We start from the raw sequence: 17,191 nt of genomic DNA, 5'->3' as shown, positions 1-17,191 counted from the left end.
AGTCTATCAAGCTGCGCTGGCCTTACAACTGCCCAGCGCCGGCCGGCCGATGCCGCGATAGAGGAAACCCAGCTCGGCGAGCTGCGCCGCATCGTAGATATTGCGCCCGTCGAACAGCACCGGCATGCGCATCGCGGCGCGGATGCGCAGAAAGTCCGGCTGGCGGAACTGCTTCCACTCGGTCACCAGCACCAGGGCGTCGGCGCCCTCGCTGACCACATAGGGCGAATCGCTGAGCAGCAACTGGCCCTTGGCCAGGTACTCGGCGTAGCGTGGCGCCAGCGCCGGGGTCGCCACCGGATCGCAGGCCTGCACCCGCGCGCCCGCCGTCAGCAGGGCGTCGAGCAGCACCAGGCTGGGCGCCTCGCGCAGATCGTCGGTGCCGGGTTTGAACGCCAGCCCCCACAGCGCCACCACCCTGCCCTGCAGATGGCCGTTGAAGTGCTCGCGCAGGGCCTGGAACAGCAGGGTCTTCTGCAGCGCATTGCGCGCCTCCACCGCCCGCAGGATGCCCGGCTCGAAACCCTCCAGCTCGGCGGTGCGGATCAGCGCGCGCACGTCCTTGGGAAAGCAGGAGCCGCCGTAGCCGCAACCGGCGTAGATGAAGTGGGTGCCGATGCGCTTGTCGCTGCCGATGCCGCGGCGCACCTCCTCGATGTCCACCCCCAGGCGCGCGCAGATGCCGGCCATCTCGTTGATGAAGGAAATCTTGGTGGCGAGAAAGGCATTGGCCGCGTACTTGCTGAACTCCGCGGCGCGCACGCCCATGCACAGCAGGCGGTCGTGGTTGCGCAGGAACGGCGCGTAGAGCCGGCGCAGCAGCTCCGTGCCGCGCTCGTCGTCGCAGCCGACTATGACCCGGTCGGGGCGCATGAAGTCCTCGACCGCCGAACCCTCCTTGAGAAACTCCGGGTTGCTCGCCAGCATGACCCGGGCACGCAGGCCACGCCGCGCCAGGGCGGCGTTGATGCGCTGGGCGACGCGCTCGGCGGTGCCCACCGGCACGGTGGACTTGTCCACCACCAGGCAGCCGTGCTCGAGCTGTTCGCCCAGCTCATCCGCCACCGCCAACACATGGGACAGATCGGCCGAACCGTCCTCGCCGCTGGGCGTACCCACGGCGATGAAGACCACCTCGGCGCGGCGAATGCCGGCCTTGAGCTGTGCGGTGAAACTGAGTTGGCCGCTGGCCAGTTGCGTCTTGAGCATCGCCTCGAGGCCGGGCTCGTAGATCGGCACCTCGCCGCGGGCGAGCCGTGCCACCCGCAGGGGGTCGCGCTCGACGCAGATCACCCGGTTGCCCATCTCGGCAAAGCAGGTCGCCGTCACCAGCCCAACGTAGCCAGCCCCAATTACGCATATCTGCATCGCTGCATCCTCTCGACGGGTTGCAGCGATTGCAGCGGATGGCGGTGGCAGCGGTATGACCGTCAGGTGACCGGGCCATGACAGTCGGCGCAAGGCCACCCCTCAGTCGTCATCCCACTCCTTGCATTTCACCTCTTTCTTGTACTCGTCGCGCTTGGCGTCGATCTTCACCCGGCAGGCACCGTCGCGGAACTCCTCCTTCCATTCGCCGCGCGGCCAGCTTCGCCCGTGGCCGTCCGGACATTTGATTTCCAGCAGGTAATCGCCCCGGTCGAACTCCTCTTTGACGCGGCACGGCCCGTCCCGGTAGCGGTTTTCCCATTTGTCATGACCATCATGACGGTGTTCGGCGCTGGCCTGGCTGGCCAACAGCGCCGCCCAGCAGAACGGCAGAACACCGCGCGAAATGAACCGACAGAGCATCATGCAACCTCGCCAATCAACCTCCTCCGCGACGGCGGAGGCACCGGATACCTCTCAGACAGCGGCGCCAGGTTATTTGCTCGCGGCTCGTTCGTTGCTTTTACGCCGGCCCGCTGCCCCGCCGCCGCTCTCTTGGGAATTCGTACGTTTGCGAAACTGCCCCGGGACGATGTCGAACATCTCGCGCAAGCGCCGCTGAAAATGCGAGGAGGTCACCAAGCCGCCGGCAATGGCGACTTCACGCAGGGATTTGAAGGGTGGATGGCCGAGTGGCGGTCGGCGGCGTTAGAGGGCTGCCCTGCTTTTCGCCAACTGCAACAACGCCGCCCAACGACTGCCAGCGGGCAGCGCGTCGGGCGGCGTGGGTAGCCCGTGGTTCAGCTGCGGCAGTCCTGGATCAGGCCTTTGACCAGGCCGACCATCATCAGCAGCATCAAGGCCATGAACGGCAAGCCCATCGCCACTGCGCCGGCCTGGATGCCCTTGAGCGCGGTGTCGCCGCCGACCACGAACAGGGTGACGGTGACCAGGGCAATCATCACCAGCCAGAGCACCCGCTGCAGCGGCAGGGTATCGGGATCTCCGCCGGCGGCGAGGTTATCGACCACCAGGGCGCCGGAGTCGACCGAGGTGACCATGAAGATAACCAGCAAGGCCACGACCAGCAGCGAGGCAAGACCGCCCAGCGGCAGCACTTCGAGGAACTGGAAGATGGCCATGTTGACGTCGGTCAGGCCCGCCGCCAGCGCCCCGCTGCCGTCGACGACCTGGGCGATGGCGCCGCCGCCGAAGGCGGCGAACCAGAGCACGGCGACCAGGGTCGGTGCCAGCATCACCATGCCCACCATCTGCCGCAGGGTGCGGCCTTTGGACACGCGCGCAACGAAGATGCCAACCAGCGGGCCCCAGGTGCACCACCAGGCCCAGTAGAACACCGTCCAGCCCTGGAACCAGTCCTGATCCGGGCGTTCGACCCAGTTGCTCAGCGGCAGGAAGAAGCGGCCGTAATCCAGCGCGGCCGTCAGGGCGCCGAAGAAGAACTCCAGCACGCCGATACCGACCACCACCAGCAGGAACAGCCCCAGGGCCAGCAGCATGTTGATATTGCTCAGAAGCTTGACCCCGGCATCCAGCCCGCGCCACAGGGAAATCGCGGCGATGCCGGTCACGGTAGCGATAAACAGCAGCTGGAAGGTGAAGTTGTTGGGCACGCCCAGCACATGGGAAATGCCGGCGGTGGCCTGCATGGCGCCGAGGCCCAGCGAAGTGGCCAGGCCGAAGACGGTCAGCACCACGGTGAACACATCGACCAACTGCCCCGGCAGCCCCTTGTGCGCCTTGCCGATCAGGGGCTGCAGGCCGGAGCTCAGCGACAGCGGCAGGCCCTTGTTGTAGGAGAAGTAGCCGACCACCAGGGCGCTGGTCAGATAGATGGCCCAAGGGTGGAACCCCCAGTGAAACAGGGTGGCGCCCATCGCCGCGTGCTGCGCCTCCGGCGTGTTGGCCGTGACATCCAGCGGCGTCTTCCACCAGGCGGTGTACTGCGCCACGGGTTCGGCCACGCCCCAGTACAGCAGGCCGACACCCATGCCGGCGGCGAACATCATGGAAAACCAGGACAGCGTGCTGAACTCCGGCTTGGCCTCGCGCCCGCCCAGGCGCACCTTGCCCAGGGGCGAGAGCGCCAGGCCCGCGCAAAACAGCACGGCCAGGTTGCCCATGATGATGATGAACCAGTCGCAGTTCTTGAGAATCCAGCCCTTGACGCTCTCCAGTGTCTGGCCGAAGAGCACCGGGTTACTCAGCGCCAGCAGAACCAGCAGCAGGACTATTGAGAACGAGACTGGAAAGATAACCCGATGGAAGTTCAGGCCCAGCACTCGAATATTGAACTCTCGACTGACCAGGCCTTGCGCAGCTATAGGCTTCATGCACGCACCTCGATTTTGTTCTTGTAATAAGTTGTTCTACCGAACCCAACCCAGGCACCGAGGTTCCTGGTTCTGGACGTCCTGCAGATGCTCAATGGTCAGTCAGGGGTATGTCCTCGACAAACCATTTAAACTCCGCGACTTATGAGTTTTGATCATTAATCCGGGCGTGCGCGGCGCCTGCCCTTAACGCCTGGAGAGTCCGACGCCAGCGGCTCCGTTGCCGGCATGGCCGCGTCCGCGCCGCTTCGCTATGAGACTCGATGGCTCATGGACCGGAGCGGCCGGGGTCGCCTGTAAGATCGGACGCGGGCGTCAGCGGCGCTGCACCGGGCGGCTCGATCACCGCCGCCAGAGTCGCACAGGCGATGCCGTTGGGGGTGGCCTGATGATGCAACGGCGCATCGTCCTGCAGGTGCTCGCCGGTCACGCGCCCCTGCCCCACCGCCAGCGCCAGCACGGCGGCGCTGACGGCGAAGAACAGATAGAGGCTGGAGGCGCCGAAATGCCCCATCAGCGCACCGGCCAGCAGCGGGCCGATACAGGCGCCGACGCCGAAGGTGGCCAGCAACAGCCCCGCCAGCGAAACCCGCAGGCGCGGCTCCATGTTGTCGTTGGCCAAGGCGACGCCCAGTGGATACAGGCAGAACTGCAGAAAGCCGATACAGGCGCTGAACAACAGCAGCACACCGAACGACAACCCCTGATAGAACGCCAGCGGCAGGCAGGTAAGCATCAGCAACGCCGCCACCGCGCGAATCAGGCTGGCCCGCGGCAGTCGGTCCGACAGCCAGCCGAGCGGCAGTTGCGCGAGCAGGCCGGCAGCGATCGCCAGGGCCATGAACTGCCCCACTTCGACCGTGCCCAGGCCCTGCCGGCTGGCGTAGATCGACGACAATCCATAGAAGCCGCCATTGATCATGCCCGATACCAGCACGGTGATCAGCGACTGCGGCACCCGCTGCAGGAACAGCCGCAGATCGACCGGTTCCGCACTCGGTATGGCCGGGTGCGTGCTACGGGTCAGCGCCATCGGCACCTGGCTCAGGGCGAAGGCGATGACCACGCCGAGCAGCGCGTGCAGGCCCAGGTCGCCGTCGATACTCAGCGCCAGCTGGCCGAGCATCATGCCGACGTAGGCCGAGACCATGTAGATGCCCAGCACCTTACCGCGCTGATCGCTCTGTGCGCAGTCGTTGAGCCAGCTCTCCACCACCATCAGCTGACACATCATCGCCACGCCGACCAGCAGGCGCAGCAACAGCCAGAGGGGCAATGCTTCACTGAAGGCGTGGGTCAGCACCGCCGCGCAGATGATTCCGGAGCAGGCCACGTAGGTGCGGATATGGCCGACGCGACCGATCAGCACCTGGCCGACCTTGCCGCCGACCACCATGCCCAGGGCATTGGCCGCCATCAGCGCGCCGCCCCAGAAATCAGCGACGCCGCCGGCGGTCAAGCGCAGCGCCAGATAGGTCATCAGCAGGGTCGAGCCGAGCTGCATCAGCAGACTGGCCAGATAGAGTGCAGCGAACGCCTGGGTCAGTCCGAGCAATTGCTCACCCCTTTTTCACGGATAACAACTGCGCCTGAGCCGGGCGCGCAGCAAAGCGGGACCATCTGCAACGCTCCCCTGGCTAGGCCAGACCGTGGCGCTGCTTCCAGTCGCCCGGATGGACCACGTAACCGAACAGCGCATGCCCGCCGTAGACCAGCTCGGTGCCCTCGGGAATCCACAGCAGCTGGCCCGGCCCGACCCGGTACAGCTGGCCGTTGGCCTTGAGTTCGAAGCAGCCCTGGATGACGAAGATCACCTCGTCGTACAGCAGGGTCCAGGCCACCTCGGCACCCTCCCAGCGGGCGAAACCTATGCCGATGTGCGGCGAGATCTCGTTGCCGATCGCCCGCGCCACGAAGGCGGCGCCGGGCGGGCCGCCGCGCGGGATGAAGTCCAGGTCATGGTGATCAACCAGCAGCACCGGGCCTTTGCCGGAAACGACCTGGCTCATAGCTCGCTCCGACTGTTCCAGGCCGCCAGGCGAATGCGCGAGCGCACGCCGAGGCCGAGGAAGGGTTCCGGCGGGTTCAGCGACGGCATGCCGGTGACCGCCTGGATGTCGCGCAGCTGCGCCGAATCGGCGCCCACCGCTAGGTCGGCCAGCAGGGTGCCGGAGATGGTGCCCCAGGCCGCGCCGACGCCGTTGTCGCAGGCCGAGGCGAACACGCCTGGCTCCAGCTCGCCGAAGAAGTTGGTGAAGTTGCGTGAAATGGCGTAGACGCCGCCCCAGGTGTGGCTGAACGGCACCTCGGCCAGCTGCGGGAAGCGCGCTAGGAAAGCCTTGCGATGGTCATTGCGCACCGACTCGCGCATGGCGTCGCTGCTGCTCTTGCCGTACTTGGGCACGTGCTTGTAGGTGTTGCGGATGATCAGGCGGCGGTCCTGGGTCATGCGCACCGTGGTGCCGGCGTGATCGGCCGGGGTCAGCCCCCAGTCGAGCTGGCCGCCATAAACGGCCAGTTCGGCGTCACTCAGCGGCCGGGTCCAGCTGGCGAAGGTCATCACCGGCAGCAGGCGGTTGCGCAGGTAGCCGAACTCCTGGGTGAAGATGCTGGTGCCCAGCAGCAGCCGCGGGGTGCGGATGCTGCCGGTGCTGCCGTGGAGAATCCAGCCGCCCTGGCCATCGCGCTGCAGGCGCTGGATCGGTGATTCCTCGAGCAGCTCGACATTGCCGGGCAGCGAGCGACCCAGGCCGCCGACCAGCGTCGCCGGCTGCATCAGATAGCACCCCGGGGTGTAGATCGCCCCGCTGTAGTGCTGACTGCCCACAACCTTGGCCAGTTCGCCGCGCTCGACCCACGCGAAGGGCTCGCCGAGATCCTGCATCAGGCGCTCGAAATGCTGCAGATAGGCCATGCCGCGCGGCCCCACCGCGCCCTGGTACTTGCCGGCGTGGGACCACTGGCAGTCGATCCCGTGACGCTGGATCAGCCCCTGCAACTGGGCGATGGCGGCGCGGTTGAGGCTGAGCAGGCGCTGCTTGTGCGCTGGATCGGGGTGTTCCAGGGCGAACTTGTGCGGCAGGTCGATGACGAAGCCGGAGTTGCGCCCCGAGGCGCCGTAGCCGACGCGCTGGGCATCGACCAGCAGGATGCGCGCCTCGGGATGGTGCTCGGCCAGGCGCCGGGCGGCGGCCAGGCCGGCGAAACCGGCGCCGATCACCGCGTAGTCGGCACGCTGCTCGCCCTGCAGGCGCGTGGCGGGCTCGGCGGCGGGCAGCGCGGCGTACCAACCGCAGCTGGCGTCGTCGTGGGGCAGATTGATGCTCTTGTTCATGCTTGCGCCCTCAGGCCACGGCCCGTTGTGCGTTCTGACAGGATTGCAGCCAGCTGTTGCGCTGCGCTTGGGCTTGCCGGCCGAGCAGGATGAAGCCGCGCAGGGTGCCGGCGGCGTCGTAGTAGCCGGCGCTGAGGCCATCGGCGGTCGCCGTGCAACGCCATTCGCCGGCCACGCCGACGGCCGGCGGCAACAGACACAGCGGTGCGGCCGGGGTCTTCACCGTCACTGGCATCAGCGGGTAGCTGACCGTGGTTGGCTGGCCGAGCAGGGTCTTGCTCAGGGCGGCGATGCCCTGGTTGATCGGCGCCAGGTAGGGCAGCAGCTGGCCGTCGATCTCGATGCAGTCGCCCAGGGCGTAGATCCCCGCTTGCGAGCACTGCAGGCGGGCATCGACCCGGATGCCGCGACCCACGGCGAGCCCGGCGCTTTCGGCCAGGCCCAGGTTGGGCCGCAGGCCGACGGCGGAGAGCACCAGATCGGCGTCCAGGCCTTCACCATCGGCGAGGGTCAGGCGGTAGCCCTGCTCCAGTGCGTCGATGCGCTGCAGAGTGTTCTGCAGGTGCCACTGCACGCCCAGCTCCGCCAGCGCGGTCTGCAGCTGCCGGCCGGCCTCGGCCGGCAACAGGCGCTCCATAGGCCATTTACCGAGGCCGATAACGCTGACCTCGAAGCCGCTGGCCGCCAGGTCATTGGCGAACTCGCAGCCGATCAGGCCGTCGCCGAGGATGGCGACGCGGCGCACGCCGACCAGGCGCTCGCGGAAGATGCGATAGTCGTGCAGGTTGTTGACGCTGAGCAGCGCGTCGCTGGCCCCTTCGATGGGCAAGCGAATCGGCGCCGCGCCGCTGGCCAGCACCAGCTGGCCGTACTCCATCTCGCCGATAGTGGTGTGCAGGCGCCGCTCCGTGGTGTCGATGCGCTCGACCCTGCAATGCGGGTAGACGCGAATCTTCAGGCGCTTCTCGATGGCCAGGGCCGACTCGCCGGCCAGCGCCTCGGCGCTCTTGCCCTGAGCCAGGCCGATGGACAGTGCTGGCTTGGAGTACAGGTACCCGGACTCCTGGGTTAGCACGCGGATTTCCACCTCGGCATCGGCGCGGCGCAACGCCTGGGCCAGGCCATAGCCGGCATAACCGCTGCCGATGATGACGATGGGCTGACGCACGCCAGCCGCAGGTTGTGCGGGCGCCGCCGGGGGCACCGGCAAGGGCGTCGAGGGGTTCGCTGCCGCGGCGACTACCGGGCTGATGTCGAGCATCTCGAAATCTTCCTTGCCGACCTTGCACTCCGGGCACTTCCAGTCCGCCGGCACATCTTCCCAACGGGTGCCGGCGACAATGCCGTCGTCCGGCCAGCCCAGGGCCTCGTCATAGATCAGGCCGCAGACCACACAGAGCCAGGTCTTGAACATGTCGTTCACTCCCCCGCCACGCGAATGGCGACGTTCTTGGTACGTACGTAGCTATACAGCGCTTCCTGGCCCTTCTCGCGGCCGAAACCGGACAGCCCCACACCGCCGAACGGCGTTTCGATGCCGCCGGCATACCACTCGTTGACGAATACCTGGCCGGCCCGCAGGCGCCGCACGCAGCGCATGGCGCGGCTGATGTCCTGGGTGAAGACGCCGGCGACCAGACCGAAGTCGGTGCCGTTGGCGATCTCGATGGCCTGCTCCTCGCTGTCGAAGGGGATGATCGCCAGGACCGGGCCGAACACCTCTTCTCGGGCGATACACATCTCGGGGCGCACATCGCGGAACACGGTCGGGCGCATAAAGTGCCCGGCCCTGTCGCTGAAAGCCTCGCCACCGGTGGCCGCCACTGCGCCCGCGTCGACGGCGCGCCGGCACAGGCTTTCGATGCTGGCCAGTTGTGCGGCGCTGACCACCGGGGTGAGGTCCGGGTTGTCCTGGCCGAGGCCGACGGACAGCCCTTCGGCCAGCTCGACCACGGCGGCGACGATCTCTTCGTAGATCTCGCGCTGCACCAGCAGGCGCGACATGGCCGAGCAGACCTGGCCGGCATTGAAGAAGATGCCGCCCTTGACGCTGGCCAGCAGCTGCTGGCGGTCGACGTCGGCGAAGGCGATGGCCGCCGACTTGCCGCCCAGCTCCATGACGCTGGGAATCGCATTCTCGGCGGCATCGCGCAGGATGGTCTGGCCAGTGGGCACCGAGCCGGTGAAGACGATCTGGTCGACCTTGGCGCTGCTCACCAGATGCGCCCCGACCTCGCGGCCGCGGCCGCAGATCAGGTTGACCGCGCCCCTGGGCAGGCCGACGCGGGCGATGGCACGCAGCAGCACGCACAGGCCCAGCGGCGACAGCTCCGGCGACTTGATCACCACTGCGTTGCCGGCAGCCAAAGCGGGTGCCAGGGAGCGGGCGCAGATGGACACCGGGAAGTTCCACGGCACGATCTGCGCCGACACGCCCATGGGGTCGTAGAGGGTGAAGTCCATGTAGCCGTTGCCCAGCGGGATCGAGGTGCCCTCGATCTTGTCGGCCATGCCGGCGTAGTACTCGAAGTAGCGAGCGGCTTCGATGAACTCGTCGCGGGCATCGTTGAGGCTCTTGCCGTTTTCCTGGCACAGCACCCAGGCCCCCTCCTCGGCCACCGCGCGAATCTCGGCGGCGGCGCGCAGCAGCCAGGTCACCCGCTGCGCCGGGCGGGCGCGGGTCAGCTCACCGCTGTCGACGCAACGCCGCGCCGCCAGCAGGGCGTGCTCGGCGTCCTCACGCGAGGCCTGGGCGATGGTCGCCACCGGCTCGGCGGTACCGGGATTGCTCACCTGCAGGTGCTGGGCACTGTCCACCCATTCACCGTCGATGTAGTTCAGCCAGTGTTCGGCAATCGGAAACATGGCGAGCTCCTCAGGCGTTCTGGGCGATGGCCAGCAGCTTGCGCGCGGCCCACTGGTGGAAGTAGTGAGTCGGGATGTCCATCTCCGGGGAGAACGCGCCGCCGCCGTAGCCGGGCGAGTGACGGCCGTTCTGCATGCCTTCGACCGAGGCGATGTCCTCGGCGAACACCACCTTCCACGACTCCAGGATGGCGTTGCGGCAGGCGGCGTATTCGTCGCCCAGCGCCTCGTCGCCGACGTAGAACAGGCGCAGGTGCTCGATGGTGCGCCCCGGTGCGACCGGTTCCAGCTGCATGGCGAAGGCGTGGTCGGCCTGGATACCGAGCAGCACGTTGGGGAAGAAGGCCACGTACTCGGCGTTGCGCAGGCGATCCTGCGGCCAGCTGGGGAACTGCGGCAGGTGGGTGCCGGCGACGTCGGAGAGGTTGTAGGCGTAGCTGCCCTGGCCGGCGAACTGCTCGTCGAACAGGATGTTGTAGTGATCCTCCAGGCGCGAGTAGCTGTTCAGACTCGGGTGCACCCACGGCAGGTGGTACGCCTCGCAGTAGTTCTCCACTGCCAGTTTCCAGTTGCAGGCGATGTCCAGGGTGGTGGCGTCCATGTTGGCGCGGCGGCGCATCAGGCCCATGCCGTCGTCGCCGAGGAACTGGCTCCAGCGCGCGGTCAGCGGCGCCAGCATCTCTTCCAGCGGCTGCGCGTCGCCGGACAGGTTGACGAACACCATGTCCATCCAGATGGCGCTGCGGATGGCCTTGAGGCCGTGCTTTTCGCAGGCGAAGCGCTCGTCCTTGTGCTTGTCGATGCCGCCGACGTGCGGGGTGCCCTTGAGGCCGCCGTTGAGGTCGTAGGTCCAGGAGTGGTAGGGGCAGCGGATCACGCCCTGCACAGTGCCCTCTTCCTCCACCAGCTTCATGCCGCGGTGGCTGCAGACGTTGTGGAACACCTGCACCAGGCCGTCGCGGTTGCGCATCAGCAGCAGCGGCAGGCCCATGAAGTCGACCGGCTTGACCGAGCCGTTCTGGCTCAGGTCGCTGGCAAAACCGACGCAGGCCCAGGTCTTGCCCATGATCTGGTCGCGCTCGAGCTCGAACAGCTTCTGATCGGTGTAGAACGCGTTGGACAGGCCGGTGGCCTCGTGGATCGGCGCGAGAACGGTTTCCAGCTGATGCACTGGGATCTGCTGAGAAGTGGCTTGAGTCATTGTTGTTATCCCCTGCAAGGCACGGTGGTGGTGATCGGCAGGCGCGCTGGCCTTGTCCGTTGGCGGCCAGTTTCGGAAAGCGGGGGATTGTTCGACAAACGATTTTTTACCGCCGCATTTATGACTATTACTCATTAATGCGTCGATGCAGAGCGGCCGCAGGCAACACGGGACGGTAGCTCCCCATGCGTGAAGATAAGCGGTTTATGACAAAGCATGGCCCGACGAGCGGGCGTAGGCTATCGCGCGACCTAAGCGGCCGCGCCGCTTCAGGGGGGGCTTGCTTCGCCGTTCGCCTGGCCGGCTACCTGCTCCATCAGCCAGCTGCGAAAACGCTTGACGCTCTGCCGGCTGCTGCCGCGACCAAGCGGCTCGAGCAGGCAGAATTGCGCCTCGGTGCGCAGCACGTCCTCGATGGGCCGCACCAGTGCGCCGGTCTGCAGGTGATTGTCGACCAGGTTCGACCAGGCCAGCGCAATGCCCTGCCCGCTCAGCGCCGACTGGATCAGCATCGAGTAGCTGTTGATGTTGATCCTGTGCCTGGGGTCCCGTGCCTTGTGGCCCAGTCGCTGAAACCATTCCGGCCAGCTGATCCAGTCGCGCTGCGGGTCTTCCAGCCACAGCCAGGTGCCGGCGGCCAACTGCGCCAGCCCGGTGAGCTCCGGATGCTTGGCGAGATAGCCCGGGCTGCACACCGGGAACACCTCCTCGGCGAACAGCGACGTCACCTGCATGTTCTTCGGCGGCGTGCGGCAGTAATAGAGCGCCAGGTCGCAATCGAGCCGGGAAAAGTCCCTGACATGGTCGTAGGCGATGATGCGCAGATCGACCTCCTCGTTGTCGCGCTGGAACTCGGCGACCCTGGGCAACAGCCAGAGCGACGCCATCGCCGTGCTAGTGACCACCGTCACCTGCTGGGCGCCGCGCCAGTGACGGATTTCGCCCGTGGCGTGGGCCAGCTGCAGCAAGGCCTCGCGCACCGTTTCGTAGTACTGGCTGCCGGTGGGGCTGAGGTTGATCTCGCGGGTGGTGCGCTCGAACAGGGTCTTGCCGAGGTAATCCTCGAGCAGGCGCACCTGTCGACTGATCGCCCCCTGGGTGACGTTCAGCTCTTTGGCGGCCAGGGTAAAGCTCAGATGCCGGGCGGCGGACTCGAATGCCACCAGGCTATTCAGGGGCGGTAGAGGTTGAATTTTCATGCAGGCGTTCACGCAGGCGTTGTTGTTGTTTGGCAGGAGTCTATAGCTCCGGCCTGCCGCCGGCATTCAAATTGTGCTGGTCGCGGCGTCAGCAGCGCCGATCACCCTGACTGGGAAAATGGCCGCTAAAAATCAGTTAAATAGAAGCGATAAGTCGTAATCAGGCGGCCATCTTGCAAATTATCCAGCAGTGCTTCGGGGCCGCCTGACAGCGCGTCCGCGAGCGCTGCGAGAAGCCTGCCGGCCGTTGAGCTGGGCGGATCAAGCCGGCGCATCAATTCAGCGAGCGAATACCTGGCATCACGACATGTCATTTCTCAAATAGTCGTCGGGTCACTAGGGTGCGACGAGCCGGGCTCAGCGACATCCGCCAGTCGGCGTCGCGCGCCGGCTTCGCTGCCCGGCCTTCAGGGCCGCCCCGCTTGGCGGTCTCGCCTCCATTTCCCTCCGCGACGCCAGCGATCAGCCAGGAGTTGACCATGCAAGATGCCGTAATCCTTTCCACCGCGCGCACGCCGATAGCCAAGGCCTTTCGCGGCGCATTCAACGACCTCAAAGCGCCCAGCATGAGCGCCATCGCCATCCAGGCGGCCGTGCAGCGCGCGGGGATCGACCCGGCGGCTATCGACGATGTGGTGATGGGCACGGCGATGCAGGGCGGCAGCGCCTCCACCAACCTGGCGCGCCTGTCCCTGCTGGCCGCCGGGCTGCCGCTGACGGTCAGCGGGCAGACCATCGACCGCCAGTGCGCCTCCGGCCTGATGGCCGTGTCCATCGCCGCCAAGCAGATCATGGTCGACGGCATGCAGATCGCCCTGGGCGCCGGCCAGGAGCAGATCAGCCTGGTGCAGAACCCGCATATGCAATGGGCCGCCGCGGATGCCGACGCCAATGTCACCCGCCAGGCCGAGCACGCCTACATGCCCATGCTGCACACCGCCGAACGAGTGGCCAAGCGCTACGGCATCAGCCGCGAGGCGCAGGATGCCTATGCCCTCGAATCGCAGCAGCGCACCGCCGCGGCCCAGGCGGCCGGCCTGTTCGCCGAGGAGATAGTGCCGGTGACGGCGCGCAAGAAGCTGGTGGACAAGGCGAGCGGCGAAGTCAGCTACGAGGAAGTGACCCTGAGCCTGGACGAAGGCAATCGCCCGCAGACCCAGCTGGAGGACCTGAGTCGGCTCCAGCCGGTGGTCGACGGCGGCTGCGTCACCGCCGGCAACGCCAGCCAGCTGTCCGATGGCGCCAGCGCCTGCGTGCTGGTGAGCGGCAGCCTGGCCGCCCGCCACGACGCCGCCCCGCTCGGCCTCTATCGCGGCATCGCCGTGGCCGGCCTGGCGCCGGAGGAAATGGGCATCGGCCCGGTGTTCGCCGTGCCCAAGCTGCTCAGACAGCATGGCCTGAGGGTCGACGACATCGGCCTGTGGGAACTCAACGAAGCCTTCGCCTGCCAGGTGCTGTACTGCGCCGAACGGCTCGGCATCGACCCGAGCAAGCTCAACGTCAACGGCGGCGCCATCGCCATCGGCCACCCCTACGGCATGAGCGGCGCGCGCATGGTCGGCCACGCACTGCTGGAGGGCAAGCGCCGCGGCGTGAAGTTCGTCGTGGTGACCATGTGCGTGGGCGGCGGCATGGGCGCGGCCGGTCTGTTCGAAGTGCTGTAACGCCGTTCACACCCCATCCAGCCCGGCCGAAACCGTGCGCACCAGCCGTTGGTGCGCGCGGCGCAGCCTACGAGCGGCCGCTTGGCCGCCGATGCAGGGCCAATGCATCGGCCGGCCCCTCCGCTGAAATAGTCGTCATTCCCGCGCAGGCGGGAGCGCAGCTCTATCGCCGCACAGCGTTTGCGCTGACCTGATCCACAACCAGCCTGGTAGCTGGGCTCTCGCCTTCGCGGGAGTGACGGTAAAGGGCATTTTCAGCACGTCCCCGGACACTCTTCCCGCACGGTAAGTTAGCGCCGGTTGCCGTTATATCTGTCGCCATCCAATAACGATATGGGCTGCATCGAACTCTTGTATTAGTTATCGACGAACTTGCCTGGCTAGCATCGGCGAACATTGTCCAGCCGATGAGAACAACAAATTGAACCTCGGAAAAATCATCAGCCGCAGTGCACTTTATTGGCCAGACCATGAAGCACTCGTCGATAACAAACAGCGCATCAACTTCGCGCAACTGGAACTTCGCACCAACAGGTTGGCCTCGGGCTTGTTCGAGCTCGGCCTGCAGGCCGGTGCGCATCTGGCCATATTGGCGCTGAACCGGGTCGAGCTGGTCGAGGCGGAAATCGCCTTGTACAAGACCGCCATGGTCAAGGTGCCGGTCAACGCCCGCCTGTCCCTGGACGAGATCGTGCAGATCCTCAACGACTCGCACAGCCAGGCGGCCATAGTCGAGGGGCGCTTCGCCGCCGCCTTGCACGCCCGCCGCGGGGAGCTCCCAAGGCTGCGCTGGATCGTCTCGCTCGACGACGAGGCCGGCGATATCGCCTATTCCACGCTGCTGGCGCGCGGCAGCGAGGCGCCGGTGCACAGTGACCCGGCCGACGACGCCCTGGCCGTGCTGCATTACACCTCCGGCAGCTCCGGGGTGCTCAAGGCCGCCATGCTGACCTTTGGCAACCGCAAGGCGCTGATCCGCAAGAGCATCGCCAGCCCCACCCGCCGCGCTGCACCGGGCGACGTGATGGCCCATGTCGGGCCGATCACCCACGCCAGCGGCATGCAGATCATGCCGCTGCTGGCGGTCGGCGCCTGCAACCTGCTGCTGGAGCGCTACGACGACCGCCTGCTGCTGGAGACCATCGAGCGCGAACGGGTGACCCGGCTGTTCCTGGTGCCGGCGATGATCAATCGCCTGGTCAACTTCCCCGAGGTCGAGCGCTTCGACCTGTCCAGTCTGCGCCTGGTGATGTACGGCGCCGCGCCCATGGCGCCGGCGCTGGTCAAGCGCGCCATCGCGGTGTTCGGGCCGATCCTCGCCCAGGGCTACGGCGCCGGCGAGACCTGCTCGCTGGTCACCGTGCTGACCGAGCAGGACCACCTGATCGAGGACGGCGACTTCAGCCGCCTGGCCTCCTGCGGCCGCTGTTATTTCGAGACCGACCTGCGGGTGGTCAACGACAACTTCGAAGACGTGAAGCCCGGCGAAATCGGCGAGATCGTGGTCAAGGGCCCGGACATCATGCAGGGCTACTGGCAAGCGCCGGAGCTGACCGCAGAAGTGATGCGCGACGGCTACTACCTTACCGGCGACCTGGCCACGGTGGACGCGCGCGGTTACCTGTTCATCGTCGACCGCAAGAAGGAAATGATCATTTCCGGCGGCTTCAACATCTACCCCACCGAAGTGGAGCAGGTGCTCTACAGCCTGCCCCAGGTGTTCGAGGCGGCGGTGGTCGGCGTGCCCGACGAGCAATGGGGCGAGGCGGTGCGCGCCGTGGTGGTGCTCAAGCCGGGCGCGAGCCTGAGCGCCGAGGCCGTCATTGAGCACTGCGGCCGCAGCCTGGCCAGCTTCAAGAAACCGCGCGCGGTGGACTTCGTCCAGGAGCTGCCGAAGAACCCCAACGGCAAGGTGGTGCGCCGCCTGATCCGCGAAGCCTACTGGCAAAACACCGACCGCCGCATCTGATGGGAGAGTTCAACATGATCGAACCAAGTGCCAAGGCCAGCCAACTGATCGACGGGCTCAAGGCCTTTATCCGCGACGAGGTCGCCCCGCTGGCGCAACGCGAGGGCATCCTCTGGGGCGAACCGGTGCCCAGGCCGCTGCTGCGCGACCTGTGGAAGCGTTCCTGCGAACTGGGTTTCTACAACGCCATGTTGCCGGAAAGCCTCGGCGGCGCCGGGCTCAGTGTCGCCGAACTGTGCGCGGTGAAGGAGGCGGCGGCGCTCAGCGGCTCGCCGCTGGCCGCGCACGTGCTCGGCGAGCTGTCCGGGCCACCGCGCATCGGCCACCTGTTCAAGGTGGCCAGCGCCCACCAGGTCGACGCCTTCCTGCGCCCGGTGTGTGCGGCGGACAAGGCCGTGTGCTTCGCCCTCACCGAGGCCGAGGCCGGCTCCGACGCCAGCGCCATCGGCACCACCGCGCGCCGCGACGGCGAGCACTATGTGCTCAGCGGCGCCAAGCGCTACATCTCCGGCGCGCCCTATGCCGATCTCGCCGTGCTGCTCGCAGTCACCGAACCCGGCCGCGGTGCCCAGGGCATCTCGGCCTTCTTCGTCGACCTGGCGGCAGACGGCGTGCGGGTGGACAGCGACTACGCGGTGATGTCCGGTGGCGGCGCCCACGGCAACATCCACCTGGACAACGTGCGGGTGCCGGTGGACAACCGCATCGGCGAGGAAGGCGAAGGCTTCAAGCTGGCCATGGGCCGCATCACCCTCAACCGCCTGCTGCATTGCCCGACCATGCTCGGCATGGCCGGCCTGGCGCTGAACCTGTCGCTCGAACATGCCCGCACGCGCAAGCAGTTCGGCCAGCCGATCGCCATGTTCCAGGCCATCAACCACCAGCTCGCCGACATGGCCACCGAGCTGTACGCCGCGCGCAGCATGATGTACGCCACCGCCGCGCTGAACGACGCCGGCGGCGACATCAAGCTGCAGGCGCCGATGTGCAAGCTGTTCGCCTCGGAAACCGCCTTCCGCATCGCCGACAAGGCGGTGCAGGTCCACGGCGGCGCCGGGCTGATCAAGGGCCATCCGGTCGAGTGGCTGTTCCGTGCCACGCGTATGATGCGGGTACTCACCGGCACCAGCGAGATCCAGCGCAATACCATTGCCAAGGGCATCCTGATGCCCGGCTAGGGCGGCAGGACAGGCCCGTCCCCCACGCGGGACGGGCCTTTTTCCATAACAACAAGATC

13 protein-coding genes and 1 pseudogene are annotated in these 17,191 nt (G+C 66.9%); 3 read left to right on the top strand and 11 right to left on the bottom strand.

What is annotated here, in order from left to right:
* Nucleotides 1-6: 6 nt before the first annotated feature.
* From AC1G9C_RS11240 to AC1G9C_RS11190, 11 genes and pseudogenes are all read right to left on the bottom strand, one after another.
* Complete coding sequence (locus AC1G9C_RS11240; RefSeq protein ID WP_480410220.1) at nucleotides 7-1,368, bottom strand: UDP-glucose dehydrogenase family protein; 1,362 nt, start codon at nucleotides 1,366-1,368, stop codon at nucleotides 7-9.
* A gap of 102 nt (nucleotides 1,369-1,470) precedes the next feature.
* The gene (locus tag AC1G9C_RS11235) at nucleotides 1,471-1,791 is read right to left on the bottom strand and encodes a hypothetical protein (RefSeq protein ID WP_031302649.1); all 321 of its coding nucleotides are present in this window, start codon (nucleotides 1,789-1,791) and stop codon (nucleotides 1,471-1,473) included.
* Between the two features lie 377 nt (nucleotides 1,792-2,168).
* Nucleotides 2,169-3,722: a BCCT family transporter gene (locus AC1G9C_RS11230; RefSeq protein WP_031302648.1), complete on the bottom strand. Its 1,554-nt coding sequence runs from the start codon at nucleotides 3,720-3,722 to the stop codon at nucleotides 2,169-2,171.
* 268 nt (nucleotides 3,723-3,990) lie between these two features.
* Nucleotides 3,991-5,268 (bottom strand): MFS transporter, encoded by a 1,278-nt coding sequence (locus tag AC1G9C_RS11225; protein ID WP_480410404.1) that lies wholly within the window; start codon nucleotides 5,266-5,268, stop codon nucleotides 3,991-3,993.
* Nucleotides 5,269-5,359: 91 nt separating this feature from the next.
* Nucleotides 5,360-5,731 carry an ethanolamine utilization protein EutQ gene (locus tag AC1G9C_RS11220; RefSeq protein WP_480410219.1) on the bottom strand — a complete coding sequence of 124 codons (372 nt, stop codon included), beginning with the start codon at nucleotides 5,729-5,731 and terminating at the stop codon, nucleotides 5,360-5,362.
* The gene (locus AC1G9C_RS11215; RefSeq protein WP_480410218.1) at nucleotides 5,728-7,056 is read right to left on the bottom strand and encodes an NAD(P)/FAD-dependent oxidoreductase; all 1,329 of its coding nucleotides are present in this window, start codon (nucleotides 7,054-7,056) and stop codon (nucleotides 5,728-5,730) included. Before AC1G9C_RS11215 ends, AC1G9C_RS11220 begins: the two co-directional genes overlap by 4 nt.
* 10 nt (nucleotides 7,057-7,066) lie before the next feature.
* Nucleotides 7,067-8,317 (bottom strand): FAD-dependent oxidoreductase, encoded by a 1,251-nt coding sequence (locus AC1G9C_RS11210; RefSeq protein ID WP_480410403.1) that lies wholly within the window; start codon nucleotides 8,315-8,317, stop codon nucleotides 7,067-7,069.
* Nucleotides 8,306-8,470 (bottom strand): annotated as a pseudogene (locus AC1G9C_RS11205) (rubredoxin); the annotation flags it as partial. The pseudogene AC1G9C_RS11205 and the gene AC1G9C_RS11210, both read right to left, overlap by 12 nt.
* Before the next feature lie 5 nt (nucleotides 8,471-8,475).
* Nucleotides 8,476-9,921: an aldehyde dehydrogenase family protein gene (locus AC1G9C_RS11200; RefSeq protein WP_480410217.1), complete on the bottom strand. Its 1,446-nt coding sequence runs from the start codon at nucleotides 9,919-9,921 to the stop codon at nucleotides 8,476-8,478.
* 10 nt (nucleotides 9,922-9,931) lie between these two features.
* A complete protein-coding gene (locus AC1G9C_RS11195) occupies nucleotides 9,932-11,122 on the bottom strand; it encodes an aromatic ring-hydroxylating oxygenase subunit alpha (RefSeq protein ID WP_480410216.1) in 1,191 nt (396 codons plus the stop codon).
* A gap of 269 nt (nucleotides 11,123-11,391) precedes the next feature.
* Entirely contained in the window at nucleotides 11,392-12,321 is a 930-nt protein-coding gene (locus AC1G9C_RS11190; RefSeq protein ID WP_480410215.1) for a LysR substrate-binding domain-containing protein, read from the bottom strand.
* Between the two features lie 479 nt (nucleotides 12,322-12,800).
* Between AC1G9C_RS11190 and AC1G9C_RS11185 the strand changes: the two genes are divergently transcribed.
* From AC1G9C_RS11185 to AC1G9C_RS11175, 3 genes are all read left to right on the top strand, one after another.
* Complete coding sequence (locus tag AC1G9C_RS11185) at nucleotides 12,801-13,985, top strand: acetyl-CoA C-acyltransferase (protein WP_480410214.1); 1,185 nt, start codon at nucleotides 12,801-12,803, stop codon at nucleotides 13,983-13,985.
* Nucleotides 13,986-14,406: 421 nt separating this feature from the next.
* On the top strand, nucleotides 14,407-15,954 hold the full coding sequence (locus AC1G9C_RS11180; RefSeq protein ID WP_480410213.1) for an AMP-binding protein: 1,548 nt from the start codon (nucleotides 14,407-14,409) through the stop codon (nucleotides 15,952-15,954).
* A gap of 14 nt (nucleotides 15,955-15,968) precedes the next feature.
* A complete protein-coding gene (locus AC1G9C_RS11175) occupies nucleotides 15,969-17,132 on the top strand; it encodes an acyl-CoA dehydrogenase family protein (RefSeq protein WP_480410212.1) in 1,164 nt (387 codons plus the stop codon).
* Nucleotides 17,133-17,191 lie beyond the last annotated feature (59 nt).

This window comes from Pseudomonas sp. ABa2 (genome assembly GCF_056676075.1).
This window is presented reverse-complemented; position numbering and strand designations above follow the sequence as displayed.

What these genes read in the sequence shown, in the direction of transcription:
- AC1G9C_RS11210 (WP_480410403.1), bottom strand. Translation starts at nt 8,317, where the DNA reads ATGCTCGACATCAGCCCGGTAGTCGCCGCGGCAGCGAACCCCTCGACG.
- AC1G9C_RS11190 (WP_480410215.1), bottom strand. Translation starts at nt 12,321, where the DNA reads ATGAAAATTCAACCTCTACCGCCCCTGAATAGCCTGGTGGCATTCGAG.
- AC1G9C_RS11200 (WP_480410217.1), bottom strand. Translation starts at nt 9,921, where the DNA reads ATGTTTCCGATTGCCGAACACTGGCTGAACTACATCGACGGTGAATGG.
- AC1G9C_RS11230 (WP_031302648.1), bottom strand. Translation starts at nt 3,722, where the DNA reads ATGAAGCCTATAGCTGCGCAAGGCCTGGTCAGTCGAGAGTTCAATATT.
- AC1G9C_RS11215 (WP_480410218.1), bottom strand. Translation starts at nt 7,056, where the DNA reads ATGAACAAGAGCATCAATCTGCCCCACGACGACGCCAGCTGCGGTTGG.
- AC1G9C_RS11185 (WP_480410214.1), top strand. Translation starts at nt 12,801, where the DNA reads ATGCAAGATGCCGTAATCCTTTCCACCGCGCGCACGCCGATAGCCAAG.
- AC1G9C_RS11175 (WP_480410212.1), top strand. Translation starts at nt 15,969, where the DNA reads ATGATCGAACCAAGTGCCAAGGCCAGCCAACTGATCGACGGGCTCAAG.
- AC1G9C_RS11240 (WP_480410220.1), bottom strand. Translation starts at nt 1,368, where the DNA reads ATGCAGATATGCGTAATTGGGGCTGGCTACGTTGGGCTGGTGACGGCG.
- AC1G9C_RS11220 (WP_480410219.1), bottom strand. Translation starts at nt 5,731, where the DNA reads ATGAGCCAGGTCGTTTCCGGCAAAGGCCCGGTGCTGCTGGTTGATCAC.
- AC1G9C_RS11195 (WP_480410216.1), bottom strand. Translation starts at nt 11,122, where the DNA reads ATGACTCAAGCCACTTCTCAGCAGATCCCAGTGCATCAGCTGGAAACC.
- AC1G9C_RS11235 (WP_031302649.1), bottom strand. Translation starts at nt 1,791, where the DNA reads ATGCTCTGTCGGTTCATTTCGCGCGGTGTTCTGCCGTTCTGCTGGGCG.